The sequence below is a fragment of the Dactylosporangium fulvum genome (assembly GCF_025137375.1).
GTDB classification, from domain to species: Bacteria; Actinomycetota; Actinomycetes; order Mycobacteriales; family Micromonosporaceae; genus Dactylosporangium; species Dactylosporangium fulvum.
In genome coordinates this window covers 9,101,742-9,116,863 of the sequence record NZ_CP073720.1, presented here as the reverse complement: position 1 = coordinate 9,116,863, position 15,122 = coordinate 9,101,742, and the positions used below count along the sequence as shown (strand labels likewise).

17 protein-coding genes and 2 pseudogenes are annotated in these 15,122 nt (G+C 71.9%); 8 read left to right on the top strand and 11 right to left on the bottom strand.

Going from position 1 to position 15,122, the window contains the following annotated elements; all coding sequences use genetic code 11:
* The first annotated feature begins 5 nt into the window (after positions 1 to 5).
* Together Dfulv_RS41920 and Dfulv_RS41915 are read left to right on the top strand one after the other, a co-directional pair.
* Complete coding sequence (locus tag Dfulv_RS41920; RefSeq protein ID WP_259869204.1) at positions 6 to 665, top strand: ABC transporter ATP-binding protein; 660 nt, start codon at positions 6 to 8, stop codon at positions 663 to 665.
* Entirely contained in the window at positions 658 to 1,872 is a 1,215-nt protein-coding gene (locus tag Dfulv_RS41915) for an ABC transporter permease (protein WP_259859376.1), read from the top strand. The genes Dfulv_RS41920 and Dfulv_RS41915 overlap by 8 nt, the downstream gene beginning before the upstream one ends.
* Here the strand turns inward: Dfulv_RS41915 and Dfulv_RS41910 are convergent.
* The 9 genes and pseudogenes from Dfulv_RS41910 to Dfulv_RS41870 form a co-directional block, all read right to left on the bottom strand.
* Positions 1,815 to 3,083 (bottom strand): glycosyltransferase, encoded by a 1,269-nt coding sequence (locus Dfulv_RS41910; RefSeq protein ID WP_259859375.1) that lies wholly within the window; start codon positions 3,081 to 3,083, stop codon positions 1,815 to 1,817. The two genes, Dfulv_RS41915 and Dfulv_RS41910, sit on opposite strands and share 58 nt — an antisense overlap.
* 85 nt (positions 3,084 to 3,168) lie before the next feature.
* A complete protein-coding gene (locus Dfulv_RS41905) occupies positions 3,169 to 4,467 on the bottom strand; it encodes a DUF1254 domain-containing protein (RefSeq protein ID WP_259859374.1) in 1,299 nt (432 codons plus the stop codon).
* Positions 4,468 to 4,537: 70 nt separating this feature from the next.
* Entirely contained in the window at positions 4,538 to 6,856 is a 2,319-nt protein-coding gene (hrpB, locus tag Dfulv_RS41900) for an ATP-dependent helicase HrpB (protein WP_259859373.1), read from the bottom strand.
* 9 nt (positions 6,857 to 6,865) lie between these two features.
* A complete protein-coding gene (locus Dfulv_RS41895; protein WP_259859372.1) occupies positions 6,866 to 7,342 on the bottom strand; it encodes a potassium channel family protein in 477 nt (158 codons plus the stop codon).
* A 204-nt stretch (positions 7,343 to 7,546) separates the two neighbouring features.
* Positions 7,547 to 7,918, bottom strand: a pseudogene (locus tag Dfulv_RS41890) (single-stranded DNA-binding protein); the annotation flags it as partial.
* Positions 7,919 to 7,951: 33 nt separating this feature from the next.
* A complete protein-coding gene (locus Dfulv_RS41885; protein WP_259859371.1) occupies positions 7,952 to 8,305 on the bottom strand; it encodes a zinc finger domain-containing protein in 354 nt (117 codons plus the stop codon).
* Complete coding sequence (locus Dfulv_RS41880; RefSeq protein WP_259859370.1) at positions 8,292 to 8,486, bottom strand: hypothetical protein; 195 nt, start codon at positions 8,484 to 8,486, stop codon at positions 8,292 to 8,294. Before Dfulv_RS41880 ends, Dfulv_RS41885 begins: the two co-directional genes overlap by 14 nt.
* Positions 8,483 to 8,881, bottom strand: a complete 399-nt coding sequence (locus Dfulv_RS41875; protein WP_259859369.1) for a hypothetical protein — start codon at positions 8,879 to 8,881, stop codon at positions 8,483 to 8,485. Before Dfulv_RS41875 ends, Dfulv_RS41880 begins: the two co-directional genes overlap by 4 nt.
* Before the next feature lie 80 nt (positions 8,882 to 8,961).
* Complete coding sequence (locus tag Dfulv_RS41870; protein WP_259859368.1) at positions 8,962 to 9,894, bottom strand: ATP-binding protein; 933 nt, start codon at positions 9,892 to 9,894, stop codon at positions 8,962 to 8,964.
* 207 nt (positions 9,895 to 10,101) lie between these two features.
* On the opposite strand from Dfulv_RS41870, the gene Dfulv_RS41865 reads away from it, so the two are divergent.
* From Dfulv_RS41865 to Dfulv_RS48665, 3 genes and pseudogenes are all read left to right on the top strand, one after another.
* On the top strand, positions 10,102 to 10,638 hold the full coding sequence (locus tag Dfulv_RS41865) for a helix-turn-helix domain-containing protein (RefSeq protein WP_259859367.1): 537 nt from the start codon (positions 10,102 to 10,104) through the stop codon (positions 10,636 to 10,638).
* A gap of 17 nt (positions 10,639 to 10,655) precedes the next feature.
* Positions 10,656 to 10,925 (top strand): annotated as a pseudogene (locus Dfulv_RS48670) (MFS transporter); the annotation flags it as partial.
* A gap of 59 nt (positions 10,926 to 10,984) precedes the next feature.
* Positions 10,985 to 11,563 (top strand): MFS transporter, encoded by a 579-nt coding sequence (locus Dfulv_RS48665; protein WP_319805854.1) that lies wholly within the window; start codon positions 10,985 to 10,987, stop codon positions 11,561 to 11,563.
* Positions 11,564 to 11,640: 77 nt separating this feature from the next.
* On the opposite strand, the gene Dfulv_RS41855 is transcribed toward Dfulv_RS48665, so the two are convergent.
* Together Dfulv_RS41855 and Dfulv_RS41850 are read right to left on the bottom strand one after the other, a co-directional pair.
* Entirely contained in the window at positions 11,641 to 11,892 is a 252-nt protein-coding gene (locus tag Dfulv_RS41855; RefSeq protein WP_259859366.1) for a hypothetical protein, read from the bottom strand.
* Between the two features lie 300 nt (positions 11,893 to 12,192).
* Entirely contained in the window at positions 12,193 to 13,080 is an 888-nt protein-coding gene (locus Dfulv_RS41850) for a fructose bisphosphate aldolase (protein ID WP_259859365.1), read from the bottom strand.
* Between the two features lie 367 nt (positions 13,081 to 13,447).
* Between Dfulv_RS41850 and Dfulv_RS41845 the strand changes: the two genes are divergently transcribed.
* The 3 genes from Dfulv_RS41845 to Dfulv_RS41835 all read left to right on the top strand — a co-directional run bounded on the left by Dfulv_RS41845 (position 13,448) and on the right by Dfulv_RS41835 (position 15,120).
* Entirely contained in the window at positions 13,448 to 13,663 is a 216-nt protein-coding gene (locus tag Dfulv_RS41845; protein WP_259859364.1) for a hypothetical protein, read from the top strand.
* Positions 13,664 to 13,777: 114 nt separating this feature from the next.
* Complete coding sequence (locus Dfulv_RS41840) at positions 13,778 to 13,912, top strand: hypothetical protein (protein WP_259859363.1); 135 nt, start codon at positions 13,778 to 13,780, stop codon at positions 13,910 to 13,912.
* Positions 13,913 to 13,914: 2 nt separating this feature from the next.
* Positions 13,915 to 15,120: a sensor histidine kinase gene (locus tag Dfulv_RS41835; RefSeq protein WP_259859362.1), complete on the top strand. Its 1,206-nt coding sequence runs from the start codon at positions 13,915 to 13,917 to the stop codon at positions 15,118 to 15,120.
* Positions 15,121 to 15,122 lie beyond the last annotated feature (2 nt).

The window sequence follows — 15,122 nt, the reverse complement described above, 5'->3', positions numbered from 1 at the left end:
GCCCTGTGGTCGAGCTGGCGAACGTGACGAAGGAGTACCCGGGCGGGGTCGTCGCCGTGCGGGACGTCAGCCTCACCGTGGAAGCGGGGGAACTGGTCGCCATCGTCGGCCCGTCCGGCTCGGGCAAGAGCACGATGCTGCACCTCATCGGTACCTTGGACCGCCCGTCGTCGGGCACCGTGCGCATCGACGGGCACGAGGTCGCCGCGCTGCGCGACAAGCAGCTGTCCGCGCTGCGGGCCCGCCGGATCGGCTTCGTCTTCCAGCAGTTCCACCTCGCGTCCGGGCAGACGGCCCTGGACAACGTGGCCGACGGCCTGCTCTACGCCGGCCCGTCCCGTGCCGCGCGGCGCAGCCGGGCGGAGGACGCCCTGCGCCGGGTCGGGCTCGGCGACCGGCTCGACCACCTGCCGCACGAGCTGTCCGGCGGGGAGCGGCAGCGGGTCGCGGTCGCCCGGGCGGTCGTCGGTGAGCCGGCCATCCTGCTCGCCGACGAGCCGACCGGCAACCTCGACTCCGCCTCGGGGGCCGGCGTGATGCAGTTGCTGCGGGAGCTGCACCACGCCGGGACGACGATCCTCGTCATCACCCACGACCAGGAGATCGCCGCGAGCCTGCCGCGGCAGGTGGCGATGCGCGACGGGGAGGTGGTCCGCGGTGACTGAACCGGGCGCATCTCCGTTGCAGCCGGCCCGGCTGTTCCTCAGCGACGTGCTGCGGGTCGGTGGCGCCGGGCTGCGGACCCGTCCGCTGCGGGTCTTCCTGTCCGCGCTGGGCATCGCGATCGGCATCGCGGCGATGACCGCCGTGGTCGGCATCTCCTCGTCGAGCCGGGCCGAGCTCGACCGGCAGCTCGCCGCGCTGGGCACCAACCTGCTGACCGTCGCGCCCGGCAACGACCTGTTCGGCGAGGCGTCATCCCTGCCGGACGAGGCGATCCCGATGATCACCCGGATCGGGCCGGTGACCGACGTCGCCGCGACCGGCAAGCTGACCGGGGTCCGCGTGTACCGCAGCGACCAGATTCCCGAGGGCCAGACGGGCGCGTTGACGGTGGCCGCCGCGCACCTCGACCTGCCGCGCACCGTCGGCGCCACCCTGGCCGACGGCGTGTGGCTCAACGCGGCGACCGCGCGCTACCCGGCGGTGGTCCTCGGCGCCACGGCCGCGCGGCGGCTCGGCATCACCGCGGTCAACGACGGCGTCCAGGTGTACGTCGACCGCCGCTGGTTCACCGTCGTCGGCATCCTCGACCCGGTGCCGCTGGCACCGGAACTCGATTCCGCCGTGCTCGTCGGCTGGGACGCGGCGGCCGGGTACCTCGGCTTCGACGGGCACCCGACCACCGTCTACACCCGGTCGAAGGACGACCACGTCGAGGCGGTGCGGGCGGTCCTCGCGGCCACCGCGAACCCGCAGGCGCCCAACGAGGTGCGGGTCTCCCGGCCGTCCGACGCGCTCGCCGCCCGGCAGGCCACCGACAAGGCCTTCACCGGGCTGCTGCTCGGCCTGGGTGCGGTGGCGCTGCTCGTCGGCGGGGTCGGCGTCGCGAACACCATGGTCATCTCGGTGCTCGAACGCCGGGCCGAGATCGGGCTGCGCCGGGCCCTCGGCGCCACCCGCGGCCAGATACTCCTTCAGTTCCTGTCCGAGTCGCTGCTGTTGTCGGCGCTCGGCGGGGTCGGTGGCGTGGTGACCGGCATCGCGGTGACGACGCTGTACGCCGCCAGCCGCGACTGGCCGGCGATCGTGCCCGCGTGGGCGACGGCCGGTGGGGTCGCCGCCACGCTCGTCATCGGCGCGATCGCGGGGCTCTACCCGGCGGTGCGGGCCGCGCGGCTGGCGCCGACGGAGGCGCTGTCGGCGCCCTGAGCCGCCGTCAGCGCGAACTCGTAGGCGCTCAGCAGGTGGTCGAGGTAGCGCTGCGTCGAGTAGGCGTGCGCGGCGGCGCGGCCCGCCTCGACCACCTCCCGGTGCAGATCCGGGTCGGTGAGCACCCGCGCCAGGGCGGCGGCGAACGAGTCGGCGTCCGGTGCGGTGCTCAACCGGCCCGCCGCGCCGGGGGCGTCGTGCTCACCGTGTTCGCCGGGCCGCCCGGCCAGCGCGGTGTCGGCGAGGACCACCGGCAGGCCGGCCTGCTCCGCCTCGAGCATCACGAGCCCTTGTGTGTCCGTCGTGGACGTGAACGCCAGCACGTCGGCCATCCGGTAGTACGCCGCCATCCGCGAGTGCGGCACCGGCCGGACGATCCGCAGGGCGTGCGCGACCCCGGCCTGGCGGGCCAGCCGCAGCACGGCGAGGCGGTGCTGCTTGACGCCGAGCATCACCAGCCGCGCGCCGGGTAGCCGGCGCAGCAGCCGCGCGAACGACGCGAGCAGCAGCTGGGGGTCCTTCTCCCTGGTGGCGCGGCCGACGGCCAGTACCACCGGCGCGTTCTGCGGAATGCGCAACGACCGGCGCACCTCCGCCCGGCCCAGTGGGCACTCGGCCAGCGACACCGAGGTCGGCACCGTCCACACCGGAGGGACCCGCTCGAACTCGGCGAAGCTCGCCGCGGTCTTCTCCGACGGCGCGACGACCACCGCCGTGCGGTCCAGGAACTCCTGTCCGAGCCGGACGAGCTGGGCCCGGCGCTCGGTGCCGGGGCGGGCCAGGCGCAGGTAGTCGCGCATCGTCCAGCCCAGCTCCAGGCGCTGCGCGGCGTGCGCGGCGCCGAACTGGATCTCCATGAAGTGCGCCGAGTAGGCCAGCAGGTCGGTGTGCCAGGTCATCACCACCGGAATCTCGTGCACCCGCGCGTACCGCAGGCCGCCGATCCCCACCGGGCCGGGCGTGTGGATGTGGACCACCTGCGGCACCCGGCGCATGCCCGAGAAGTGCGGCACACCGATGCGGATGTTCCGCAGCGGCACCGGCACCGACCGTACCCCGCACGGCTCGGCACGGCCGCGCAGGAGCGGCGCCGGCTGGTACAGCTGCACCTCGTGCCCGGCGGCGCGCAGCAAGGAGACCGTGGTGGCGACCGAGATCGCGACGCCGTCGGTCCGGCCGGGATGGCTGTCGCAGAAGTGCGCAACTCTCACGCCGGACATGGTGCGGCACACGCCGCCGGTTGGACGACGGTCACCACGATGTGTACGCCGTCCGGAAACTGGATGTTCACCGTGGTCAGGCCGGCGCGACCGGCGGCAGCCGGTACTCGCCGCGCAGGACGGTGGCGTCCGGCTCGTACATGCGCAGCACCGGCCGGAACCCGCCCGCGGGTGCGGGCAGCCAGTTGGCGTCGTCGGCGGGGCGCTCGTGCTGGATCAGCACCGTCACCGACCCGTCGGGGTCGGGTCGGAGCCCGGGGGTCTGGCTGCCGACGGAGTGCCGGTCCAGTTCGTTCGGGACCAGCTGGGACTGCGGCGCGTCGTACATCGTCAGCGACCACCGGGCGCCGACGGGCGGCGGCTGTTCGAAGCGGATCCGGTACGCGCGGGTGCCGTTCAGCCGTTCGCCGTGGGGGTCCTTGTGCACGGTCGGGTACACGGCCTCGTAGGCGTGGTTGCCCCACAGGCCGGTCCGGGCCGCGACCGCGCGCATCCGGTGGGCGGTGTCGCGGTCCGCGATCGTCCACTCGGGAGTGTCCAGGGTGCCCACCTCGAAGTAGTCGAGGTTGTAGTCGAAGGTGTGCAGGTCGTTGATCCAGCCGTTGACCAGCGCGTGGCCCGAGGTCGCCGCCTCCTCGAGCACGTCCCGGCCGCGCTCCAGCCCTTCGCGCAGGACGTCCCGCAGCTCTCGGGGGATCGTCGGGTACGGCGAGTTGCCGCGCTCCAGCACGCCCAGGGCCGCGAACCGGCGCTGGTAACGCCGCTCGGCCGGCGACGGCGGGAACGCGGCCAGCGACCGCCGCAGCCCTTCGAAGAAGCACAGCTCGTCCGGGACGCCGGCCTGCGGCGTCGGCAGGCCGTCGAGCGGCACCTGCGGGTACATCCGCTCCAGCGAGAGACCGTTCTGCAACGCGTTGACGTGCGCGACGTCCCGTGGGCCGGCGCAGGCGAACCGGGCGATGAGGGTGGCGATCATCGTCGGTACCCGGATGATGTCGGCCCCCGGCGCCTCCCGGCCGGCCCAGCCCGGCGGTACGAGCAGGAACTCCCGCTCCTCGGAGCCGGTGGAGCGGCTGCCGACGTAGGCGAAGTTGTCGGTCCAGGCGTCGACGAACTGCACGACGTGGTAGCGCCCGCCGGTGTCCGGCACGCGCAGCCACACCGGGCCGCCGGACATGTCCAGGTGGGCGGTGGAGTACAGCAGGTCCAGGTTGGCGTTGGTGCTGTGCGGTCCGGGTGTGGCGAGCTCGCGTCGATGGATGAACACGTTGAAGGGACTCGTCTTGACGTCGCGCTCGACCGCACCGAGGTCGCACAGCAACGGAAAGCCGTACACGTACGCCTCGGCGGCCAGCGCGGGCAGGTCGTCTCTCACACGCGCCTCCCTCGTCCTGCCTCCAGCGTGCGTTGTGGCGGGCTCCGTCCCGGGTGACGGCCGGGGTGGGTTAGCGTCTCGGGTTCGTCTTGCGGGTGGGGGTGGCGGTCAGCGGGTCCTCGGGCCACGGGTGGCGGGGGTAACGGCCGCGCAGCTCGGCCCGTACCTGTGGATAGCCGGTGCGCCAGAAGGAGGCCAGGTCGCGCGTGACCGCGACCGGCCGGCCGGCGGGGGAGAGCAGGTGGAGCAGGACCTGGGTGCCGGCGACCGCCGGGGTCTCGAGCCAACCGAACGCCTCCTGCACCTTGACGGCGAGCACCGGCCGCTCGGGATCGGTGTAGTCGACCCGGACCAGCGAGCCGCTCGGCACGCGGATCCGCTCCGGGGCCAGCGTCTCCAGGTCCTTGGCCGCGGGCCAGGGCAGCATGGCCTGCAGCGCACGGTCGACGTCGTCGGTGTAGTGCTCGAGCACCGCGTCGTCGCTCACCTCGGGCCACGGCGTGCCGAGCGCACCGTGGAGGAACGCCATGCGGCGGCGCAGCGGGGTCCAGGGCAGCCCCTGCTTCCGCAGCCGCTCGCGCCGGGCCCGTTCGACCAGTTCGGGCGCCCGGATGTCCCTTTCGGACAGGGTGATCGCGCCGAGGCGTTCGACGCGCTTCGCGCCGCCGGCCGTGACTTCGTCCACTGTGGACAGCAGGGCGGCACCGGCGTCCCGCGCGATCTCCTCGTCGATCGCCGCCGCGAGCCGGATCCGGGCGTTGACGCTGCCGGCGGGGCGGTCGGCGGCGGCGATCGCCAGCCACCGGTGGCCCTCCAGGGCCGAACCCTTGCGGAGTTCGGCCTCGGTGCCGCCGGCCATGAGATAGCCGGTGTCCCTTCGGCGGGCCAGGCGCTCGGGGTAGGCCAGGCCGGCGACGACGCCCGCGGCACGGTCGTCGGTGGTGCGCCGCTCGACCGGGTTGTCGATGCTCCGGTAGAGCCGCTCCGCCTCGGCTCTCGTGGCGGGTCGCAGGTGCCGCAGTTCGTGTGCCAGGTCGTCCGTACCTGTCGGCGCGTCCTCGGCCAGCAGCGCCACGACCTCGGCGGCCTTGCGGGCGCCGACCAGCGGCGCGCCGTCGAGGAGCGCCCGGGCGAGCCGTGGGTGGGCGCCGACCCGGTTCATGCGCCGGCCCTTCGCGGTCACCTTGCCGTCGTGGTCGACGGCGTCCAGCGCCCGGAGGGTCCTGCGGGCCACCGCCATCGCCCCTTCGGGCGGCTGGTCCGGCAGCGCCAGCCCTTGGCCGTCCGGGTGGCCCCAGCAGGCCAGCGCGAGGGCGAACCCGGTCAGCTCGGCCGTGCGCACCTCCGGCTCCGGCTGCTCGGGCCGCCGCTCGTGGTCCGCCTCCGACCAGCACCGGAAGACGACGCCGTCGCCTTCGCGGGCCGACCGGCCGGCGCGCTGGACGGTGCTGGCCTTCGCCGCCCGTACGGTCACCAACGACCCCAGCCCACGGGCGTGGTCGACGCGGGGCACCCGGGCCAGGCCCGAGTCGACGACGACGCGGACCCCCGGCACGGTGAGACTGCTCTCGGCCACGGCGGTGGCCAGGACGACGCGCCGCCCGGCGCTCCTCGTCAGGACCTCGTCCTGCTGGCCCGGCGGCAGTTGCCCGTGCAGGACGGCGGTGGGGACGGTGAGCCTCGACCCGACGTACCGGATCTCACCGACGCCGGGCAGGAACACCAGGATGTCGCCGTCGGTCTCCCGCCAGGCCCGCGCGGTGACCGCGGCGACGTGGTCGAGGAACCCCGGGTCGACCCGCGTTCCCTGCGGCGGCGGCATCGGCCGGCCCGGCGGGATCCAGCGGACCTCGATCGGGAACAGCGGGCTGTCGGCCTCGACGACCTCCCCGCCGAGCAGCGCCTTGAACCGCTCGGCCTCGGCGGTGGCGGAGGCGGCGAGCAGTCTGAGGTCGGGCCGGATGGTGTTCCTGGCCTCGATGAGGAAGGCGAGGGCCAGGTCGGTGTCGAGGTGCCGCTCGTGGCACTCGTCGAGCATGACGGTCCCGGTGCCGGCGAGTTCGGGATCGGCGAGCAGCCGCTGGACGAGCAGCCCCGTGGTGACGACCTCGATCCGGGTGCGCGGCCCCACCTTGCGATCGCCGCGGACCGAGTAGCCGACCGTGTCCCCCACCCGTTCGCCGCGCAGGTCCGCCATCCGCCGTGCGGCGGCGCGGGCAGCGATCCGGCGCGGCTCGGCGACGACGACCCGCCCGTCGAACGCGTCGGCGAGCGCCGGCGGGGCGAGGGTGGTCTTGCCGGTGCCGGGCGGCGCGACGAGGACGGCGCTGCCGGCGGCGAGGGTGTCGACCAGCCGGGACAGGACACGGGTGACGGGCAGGTGCTCCACGGTGCTGATTCAACCGGGTTCACCGGGGGAGCCGTGCGAGCGGGTGCGGGCCGCCACGAAGAGGATCCGCACGAACAGGCCCAGATAGACCAGGTCGGCGAGCATCTGGATCATGACCGCGACCCGGGCGCCCTGGGACTGCGCGCTGATGTCACCGAATCCCACCGTGCTGAACACGGTCAGCGTCAGGTAGAGCGCGTCCACGCGGGTCAGCGGTTCGGTGAAGGAGCCGGGCCGGTCGCGGGACATCAGGAAGTACGAGCAGGCGAAGAGCACCATCAGCAGCGGGAACGACAGCGCCAGGGTCTCCAGGGCGTGCAGCCGGGGGTGCGGCGACCGCAGGACGGCGTGGATCTGCCACCCGGCGAGGCCCGCGACCAGCAGCAGGCCGATCGCCAGCGCCGTCGCTGCGGTCCACGGGTGGTGCAGGGGCGCGGCGAAGTACCAGACGAGGAGGACAACGGCGGCGAGGAGCGGACGCAGCACCGCGGCCGCGTACGTCCACGGTCTCCCCGGCCGACACCGCTTCACGGTGGCAGACGCCGCCGGTTCGGGACCTCATCCCCGGCAGGGGAGCCACGCGGTCGACCCGGCGACGCTGGCCTCCTCGACACCGGTTCGATCTCCCTCGACCGAGGTCACCGTGCTGACCCGCTAGAAGGGGACCTTCTCCTCGATCCTGGCGGGGTGGCCGGCCGGCGCGTTCCTGGTGACCTTCACGGTGGCGTTGCGCAGGCTCGGGCCGACCTCGTCGACGTCGAGCTCGAACACGGTCCGCTGCTGGCCGTCGTTCGCCTCGTACGACCGCTGGCGGAGCCGGCCGTGCGCGATGACCCGCATGCCGCGCTCCAGCGACTGCGCGACGTGTTCGGCCGTCTGCCGCCAGACGCTGCAGGTGAGGAAGAGGCTCTCCCCGTCCTTCCACTCGTTGGTCTGGCGGTCCAGGTAGCGCGGGGTCGAGGCGATCCGGAACCGCGCGACGGCCTGACCGTTCGCTGTGGAGCGCAGCTCGGGATCGTCCACGAGGTTCCCGACGATCGTGACTACGGTGTCACCGGTCATGGCTCGTTCCTTTCATGGCTCGTTGTCTTCCGCTCATGGCTCGCTCGGTTCCGCGATGATGCGTCGGACCGGATGGGCGGGGGCCTTCCGCAGCCGGACGTCGGTGCCGCGGACGGTGCAGGGCTCCCCGGGCGGCGCGCCGCACCACGGGCACGCCACGTGGAGGGCGCTGTCGTCCGCGGGCGGGCGTTCGTGCCTGGCCAGCACCTCGGCACGCACGTCCCGGGCGGTGACGTCGCACCGCCGCCGAGCCAGCTGGATCGCGGCGGCGAACACGTCGGGTGCGTTCAGGTCCGCCAGCGAGCGGTGCCAGGCCTCTGCCGGCTCGGGCGACGGACAGATCACCCGCACGAGCGTGACCAGTCGCACGGTCTCAGCGGGGGTCATCCTCGGACGCTTCCTGATCGATCATTCGCAGCTGGAACAGCGGGGTGCCGCAGGCACACTTCAGCAGCTCGTCGCGTTCCTCGAAGGTCCAGCCCGCGCAACGGTGATGACCGGTGTGCGCGACCAGCACCCACAGTGCGGTGCTCAGCGAGTCCTCGTCGTGGGCGCGGGCGCTGGTCATGGCCCGCCGCCGGGGGCGCGGAGCAGCTCGCGCAGATCGATCTCGCCGCGCTGCCAGGCCCGGCCGATCTCCTCGCTGCTGTCGGGCAGGTCCTGTTGCCAGCTCGCGCGGGCCCGCACCCGGGTCCGCACCCCGGCGAGGTTGCTGTGGGCCTCGTCGCCGACGACCACGGCGGCCGGTGTCGGGTACACCATCGTGACGGTGGCCGCGAGCGTGCCCTCGGGGAGGGTCACCCGCGTCGGCCCGTGCCCCGCCGGGGCGGTGCACAGCCGGTCCAGGACCCGGCGCCGGGCGGCCTGGTACTCGGCGTCCACGGTGTCGCGCAGTGCCTTCAGCACAGCCACGGCGGCGACGTCCTCATACAGGCGCCCTCCGCTGCGCTCGGGACCGCTCATGCGTCCTCCGCTGCGCTCCGGCCGCCTGAGCTCCGCACTGAGCCCATGATGAGCGGCCCCTCCGCTGCGCTCCGGACCGCTCATGCCGCTTCGCGCCAGCCGTCCTGGTCGGCGTCCGCGGCTCGGACGACCCGGTTCTTGGCCTTGTTGCCGTGCTGCACGATCAGCTTGGCGAGGGTGATCGGCCGCCCGTCGGGGTCCAGGACGGCGGCCTCGAGCAGGTGGCGCCGGGCCACCTCCTCGTAGAGGTTGCGCAGCTGGTCGTAGCTGGCCTCGGGGTCCGCGGCGGCGGCGACGTAGTCGGCCACGGTCGGCGCCGGCCGACCGGCGTTGAGCCACTCCAGGATGAGCTCGGCGAACCGTCCGTCGGGCGCGTGGATCACCATGCCCGACAGGGACTTCGCCCGGGACTTGGAGACCACCAGCGTGTTCTCCTGGTCCAGTTCGCCGACGATGTCGAACTCGTACTCGATGCCGTCGCGCTGGTCCGGCTTGAGCCCCACCTTGCGTGGCACCTTGCGCCCGCGCTCGTCGCTGTCGACCACGTACTCCGTCTTGGCGCGCATGGTGACGATGACGTGGCCCGGGTACGCCAGCAGGGCGTCGATCATCGCCCGCTCCATCGGCCGGGCCTCCTTCCACCCGGCGAAGCTGTTGCCGCCGCCGGCGCGCTTGGCGGCGTGATCGACCTGCTCGAGGATGCCGCCGGTGCCGGACCAGAAGTGCGAGAAGGAGTCGACGATCAGCGCGTCGTAGCCGGCGTGCGCGGCCACCGCCAGCGCGTCGATCAGAGCCGACGGCTCGAACCGGGTCAGCTGGAGGGTGTCGAAGGTGAACTCGTCGGCGTACTTGGACGCGCTGCCCCGCTCGGTGTCGATCAGGGCGACCCGCTGACCGATCTCCCCGGCGACGATGAGCGCCGTGTAGGTCTTGCCCGAGCCGGTCGGCCCGGTCAGGGCGATGCGAGCCTTCGCCTGCTCCTTGCTGGCGCGGCTGAAGTTGAGGGTGGTCACGCTGGTTCTCCTCACCGCGGATCGCACAAACGTTCGATCAAGTTGTCGCCACCGTAGGCACATGTAGCTCTAGGAGTCAATAACTTGACGTAAGAATCCCTATCTAGCCCTATCAAGGCCTGTGGGTCGCGCTGATGTGACGAATCGATCTCGATGCACCCGCCAAGGTGCGGAACGACCAGGGCGGCGTCCGGCATGATGTGGAGCATGAGCCGGGGCAGCGACGAGCATGTGAGCTCCGATCAGGCTGCCTGGGACCACCTCGGGCGGCTCATCCGCGAGCGTCGCGCGGAGCTCGGTCTCACCCAGCGTGAGGTCCACAGCGTCGGCGGCCCGTCGCCTGCCACGCTCTATCAGCTTGAGAGCGGTCAGCGCGGCTCGTACCGGCCGCACATCCTGCGCCGGCTGGAACGCGCCCTGGGCTGGGGTGCGGGCAGCGTCCGCCGCATCCTCGCGGGCGGCCTGCCCGCCCTCGACGGCGACGCCGAGCCGCCCGCACGGGAGCGACGCGCGAGCCGGCCGCCGCGAAACGATCACACCGTGGACAGCGCGGAGTGGATCGCCGGCTTCCGCAACCTGCCGATCGACACCCACGACAAACTGCTCATCCTGTCCACGCTGCTGCAGGAGTTGGCCGCCGGCCTCGCCCCGGTCGCCCGTCAGGAGCCGCGAAGCTCCCGGCAGGGGCACCTCACGGGCCTTCCCGGGCTTTCCGCCGGCTCGGACCGGACCGCAGGGAGCTGACGCAAGGCGTCTGCGTCGTGGTCAACCCTCTCGCCGGCGCGCTGTCCGATCGCACCACGGCCCGCTTCGGCCGCAGGCACGGCTGGACCCTCGGCGGCGCGCTCCTGGCCGGAGCGGCCCTCGTGCTCCTCGCCGGGCAGCACACGATCCTCGGTGTGGCACTCGGCTGGGTCGCCGCACAGACCTGCCTCAACACCATGCTGGCGACGCTGACCGCGGCCGTGCCCGACCGGGTGCCGGTGGACCAGCGCGGAGCGGTCTCCGGCTGGGTCGGCATCCCGCAGGTGCTCGGGGTGGTGCTCGGCGTCGTGCTGGTCACGGCTACATCGCGCTCGCGGTCCTCGTGGTGCTGCTGCCGGTACCGTTCGTGCTGTTCACCGCCGACGACCGGATCCAGCGCGCGGACCGGCCCAGGTTCTCGCTCGCCGGCTTCTGGGTCAGCCCGCGCTGGCACCCCGACTTCGCGTGGGCCTGGATCACCCGGTTCCTGATCCAGCTCGGCAACGCGCTGGGCACCCTGTATCTGCTCTACTTCCTGCAGGACCGGGTGCATCTGGCCGACCCGGACACCGGCCTGCTTGTTCTCATCCTCGTGTACACCGTCGCGCTCATGGCCACGACCGTGTTCGCGGGCCGGCGCTCGGACCGCACCGGCCGCCGGCGCGTCTTCGTGATCTGGTCCGGGATCGTGATGGCCGGCGCCGCTCTGTTGCTCGCGTTCTGGCCGTCGTGGCCGGTCGCCGTCGTCGCCGCGGCGGTCCTCGGCGTCATCAACATCGCCAACTCGGCACCGCAAGTGCTGGGGCCGGCACTCGCGGCGCCGATCGTGGTACACCTGGGCGGTTATCCCGTCCTGTACGTGTTGACCGCCGTCGTGACCCTCCTCGGCAGCGTGTTCGTGCTGCGCATCCGTTCGGTGCCGTAGCCGGCGGACACCGGTCACCGTGCCGGTGCAGCGCCGGTCAGACGTCTGCTTCGCCGGTCAGACGTCCGCTTCGCCGGTCAGACGCCGGCGAGCGCGGGCGTCAGCGCCCGGGAGCACAGCTCGCGCGCCCACGTGATCCGGTCGAGCGCCACGTCGGGGCGGTCGCCGAACACTTCCGCGGCACGGGCGTAGCACTCGTCCGGCCCGAGTCGTTCGAGCGTGCGGTCGACGATGTCGCGAACGGTCGTGTCGTCCAGGTCGTATGTCGTAGGGGTGTCAGAGACGAACAGTGCCATGCTCAGCACCGGGTCGACCGGGCGGGTTGTCATGGTGGATCACCTGTTCACACTGGGGTGTGGATGTTCACTCAACGTTCCCTCGTACCGGTGAGGGAGCACCTCGACGCCAGCAGGATTCTCCGGCTGCTGATTTCCGCACCCGCGGATACCTGCTGGCCCCCATGCCCGGTTCGCCCCCCGCGCCACCCTTCGTGGACGAGAGTTGACGCCCCGTGTCACACCGGCACCCGTCATACAGGAAGGCGGCAAGTTTCTCGGGCTCGGCGGCGTTGCCCCTTGATTGAGACGGCCGGCGGGCCGAGCCGTTGTCGTATGCCTGCTCCCCGTCCCTCACGTGGTCGAGGCACTGTAGATGCCCGCGACGGAGGTGTCGAGCACCCGGTTGAACTCGTCGTCGGTTTGCTGGTGCCGCAGATCCTCGGTCAGCGCTCGGGAGAAGCTGGCGATCAGACCGTGGTTGCGCGCGAGCCGGACGTCGGCATCCTGCTGGGAATAGCCGCCCGACAGGGCGACCACCCGCAGGACCCTCGGATGCTCGATCAGCCCGGCGTAGAAGTCGTCCTGGGTCGGAATGGAAAGCTTGAGCATCACCTGCCGCCCGTCCGGCAGCGCCGGCAGGCGGTCGAGGATGCCCTGCCGCAGCAACTCCTCGGCCGGCTGCTTCTCGTCGCTGTGGATGTCGACTTCGGGCTCGAGGATCGGCATGAGGCCGGCGTCGAGGATCCGCTCGGCGTAGCCGAACTGCTGGTCGAGAACGGCGGCGACACCGGCCGGGTCGGCCCGGGTGACGAACGAGCGCATCTTGGTGCCGAACACGCGGCGGCGGGTGGCCCGCGCAAGCAGGTCGTCCAGCTTGGTGAAGGGCTTCATCAGCCGCACGCCGTCCTTCTCGTCGGCGAGGCCCTCATCCACCTTGACGAACGGAACGACCTGCTTGTGCTCCCACAGGTACAGCGGGGCGGCCGTGCCGGCCACGTCGCGGTCCATGGTCTGCTCGAACAGGATCGCGCCGATGACACGGTCACCGTTGAGGGCCGGCGAGGTGATGATCCGCGACCGGAACTCGTGCATGAGGTCGAACATCTCGTCCTCGGTCGTATAGCCCGACTCCGGCACCCCGTACTGCGCCAGCGCCTTCGGGGTGCTGCCGCCGCTCTGGTCCAGGGCGGCGAGGAAACCGCGGCCATACGCGATCTTTGACCGTTGCTCCTGGTTCATGCCCCGATCCTGGCACCAGTGCCGACCGGCTGCCGACGTTATGGCGCATCACCAAGGCGGGATTTCGGCGGCGCACAGCGGTGCGGACGCCGAGAGGGTGACGAGCCAGGTGAGCCCCACGATCTCGTCAATCGAAGTCGAAGATGCTGTGACGGTCATAAAAATGCAGCACGTACCGACACTGACGACAGATCAGCAAGGTCATCCGGTGACTGGTGAATCCCCATCGACTGTCCTGACGCGACGTCTCCTGCTGGAATTGGGTACATCGGCACAGTGGGCACGAAAGCTGGGGCCTGGTCATGACGCCGAGTGTAGGAGGGCGCCGCCAACGAATCGTCTTGCGCGGCTGCCGACAACGAGCGTCATGACCGAGTTCGAGGTTGTCCTGCGGCTCGAGAGCGGCGACCCCTTCCGCCGGGCCGAGGCGCTGCGGGCGATCAGTGAGGTGCGGCTGCCGGTCGGGTTCCGCGGGGTTGTTGCTGTCGACCGACACCTCGACCTTCCGACTCGCCGCAACGCGGCTGGATGCGATGTCGGCGCAGATTCACACGCGACGGCTGAAGTGACGTTGGAGTATTAGACTTTCAGCCATGGCCGACCCCGAAGCCGCTCTCGCGCAGGTGGTGTTGGTGCTGGGCATCGTGTGGTGGATGTACGGCGAATATGCCTGGCTCACCAACGCAATGCTTACCGTATGGGCGGGTTCCTGGTCGTCGCGTTGGCGATCCTTGAGGCGCACGCCTCGTCTGATTGGGTGGCGCAGCCGGCCGCGGTGGCGCTGGTGATGACGGTCGGCCGGAGTTCGGTCGGCGGGCAACGGGCGAGGTGACAATGTCGGTTGCGCGGTTGCGGCGGCTGGTGGTGGACCTGCCGCCGTGGGCGGTCGACGTGTTCCTGGCGGTGTTCGCCGGGGTCGCGACGGTGTACCGGATCGGGTATGGCGTGCTGCAAGCCGGCGATCGAGCGCCGGACGCCGTCGGGTACGGCATCGGAGTGGCGATGTCGGTCATCCTGCTCGTCCGGCGCCGGTGGCCCGCGCTGACGTTGAGCGTTGTCGCGGTGCTGTGGGTGTGCTATCACACGCTTGATTACCCGGGCGGCGCTCCCGCGGTGCCGGTGTGGGTGGCGTTGTACTCGGTGGCGGTCGCGTCGCGGCGGCGTGCCGGCCTGGCGGTGGCCGGTGGCCTGCTGGTGTCTGACGCACTCGCCCGCACGGCACAGACCGGTGCTCAACTGTTCGACGCCGCGCTCGACAGTTCCACGCTGCTGTTCCTGGCCGCGCTCCTGCTCGGTGACGGGGTGCGCAGCCGGCGGGCTTGGCGTGCGGAGCACGAGGCCCGCACGGCACTGCTGGCCGCGGAGCGTGAGCGGGCAACCGCGCAGGTGCTCACCGAGGAGCGGCTGCGCATCGCCCGGGAGTTGCATGACGTTTCGGCGCATACGCTGGCGGTGATCTCAGTGCAGGCGAGCGTGGCCGCCGAACTGATCGATGACGACCCAAGACGAGCAGGTGAAGCGTTGGAGGTGGTGCGTAGCGCATGCCGGGAGGCGATGGGCGAGCTACGCGCGGCGGTTGGTGTGTTGCGGGCCACCGACGTCATCGATGTCCACGGTGACGGTGCGCTGGACGTTTCGGCACTGGCGCACGGGCTGGAGCGGTTGCAGGATCTGGCGACCGCGCATGGTCTGCGCGAACCGTCGATCAGCATCAGTTACGTCGGCGACCGATGCCCGTTGCCACGGTTGGTGGAGATCACCGCCTATCGGATTGTGCAGGAGTCGGTGACCAACGTGCTGCGGCACGCCGATGCCACCCAGGTCGACATCACGGTCGAGTTCCGCTGGGACGGTCTGGGGCTGGAGATCCGCGACGACGGCCGAGGCGCGCTCGCGTGGCGCGGCAATGCGTCGTCCGGTGGCAACGGGCTGGTCGGCATGGCGGAACGGGCGGCGAGCCTCGGTGGGTCACTCGACGCCGGTCCCGTCGGCGACGCCGGCGGTTTCCGGGTGCGGGCCTGGCTGCCGGTGGTGGTCTGACC

Coding starts and splice junctions, on each gene's coding strand:
- Dfulv_RS41885 (WP_259859371.1), bottom strand. CDS start 8,305: ATGACCCCCGCTGAGACCGTGCGACTGGTCACGCTCGTGCGGGTGATC.
- Dfulv_RS41880 (WP_259859370.1), bottom strand. CDS start 8,486: ATGACCAGCGCCCGCGCCCACGACGAGGACTCGCTGAGCACCGCACTG.
- Dfulv_RS41875 (WP_259859369.1), bottom strand. CDS start 8,881: ATGAGCGGTCCCGAGCGCAGCGGAGGGCGCCTGTATGAGGACGTCGCC.
- Dfulv_RS41865 (WP_259859367.1), top strand. CDS start 10,102: ATGAGCCGGGGCAGCGACGAGCATGTGAGCTCCGATCAGGCTGCCTGG.
- Dfulv_RS41855 (WP_259859366.1), bottom strand. CDS start 11,892: ATGACAACCCGCCCGGTCGACCCGGTGCTGAGCATGGCACTGTTCGTC.
- Dfulv_RS41850 (WP_259859365.1), bottom strand. CDS start 13,080: ATGAACCAGGAGCAACGGTCAAAGATCGCGTATGGCCGCGGTTTCCTC.
- Dfulv_RS41845 (WP_259859364.1), top strand. CDS start 13,448: ATGACCGAGTTCGAGGTTGTCCTGCGGCTCGAGAGCGGCGACCCCTTC.
- Dfulv_RS41840 (WP_259859363.1), top strand. CDS start 13,778: ATGGGCGGGTTCCTGGTCGTCGCGTTGGCGATCCTTGAGGCGCACGCC.
- Dfulv_RS41835 (WP_259859362.1), top strand. CDS start 13,915: ATGTCGGTTGCGCGGTTGCGGCGGCTGGTGGTGGACCTGCCGCCGTGG.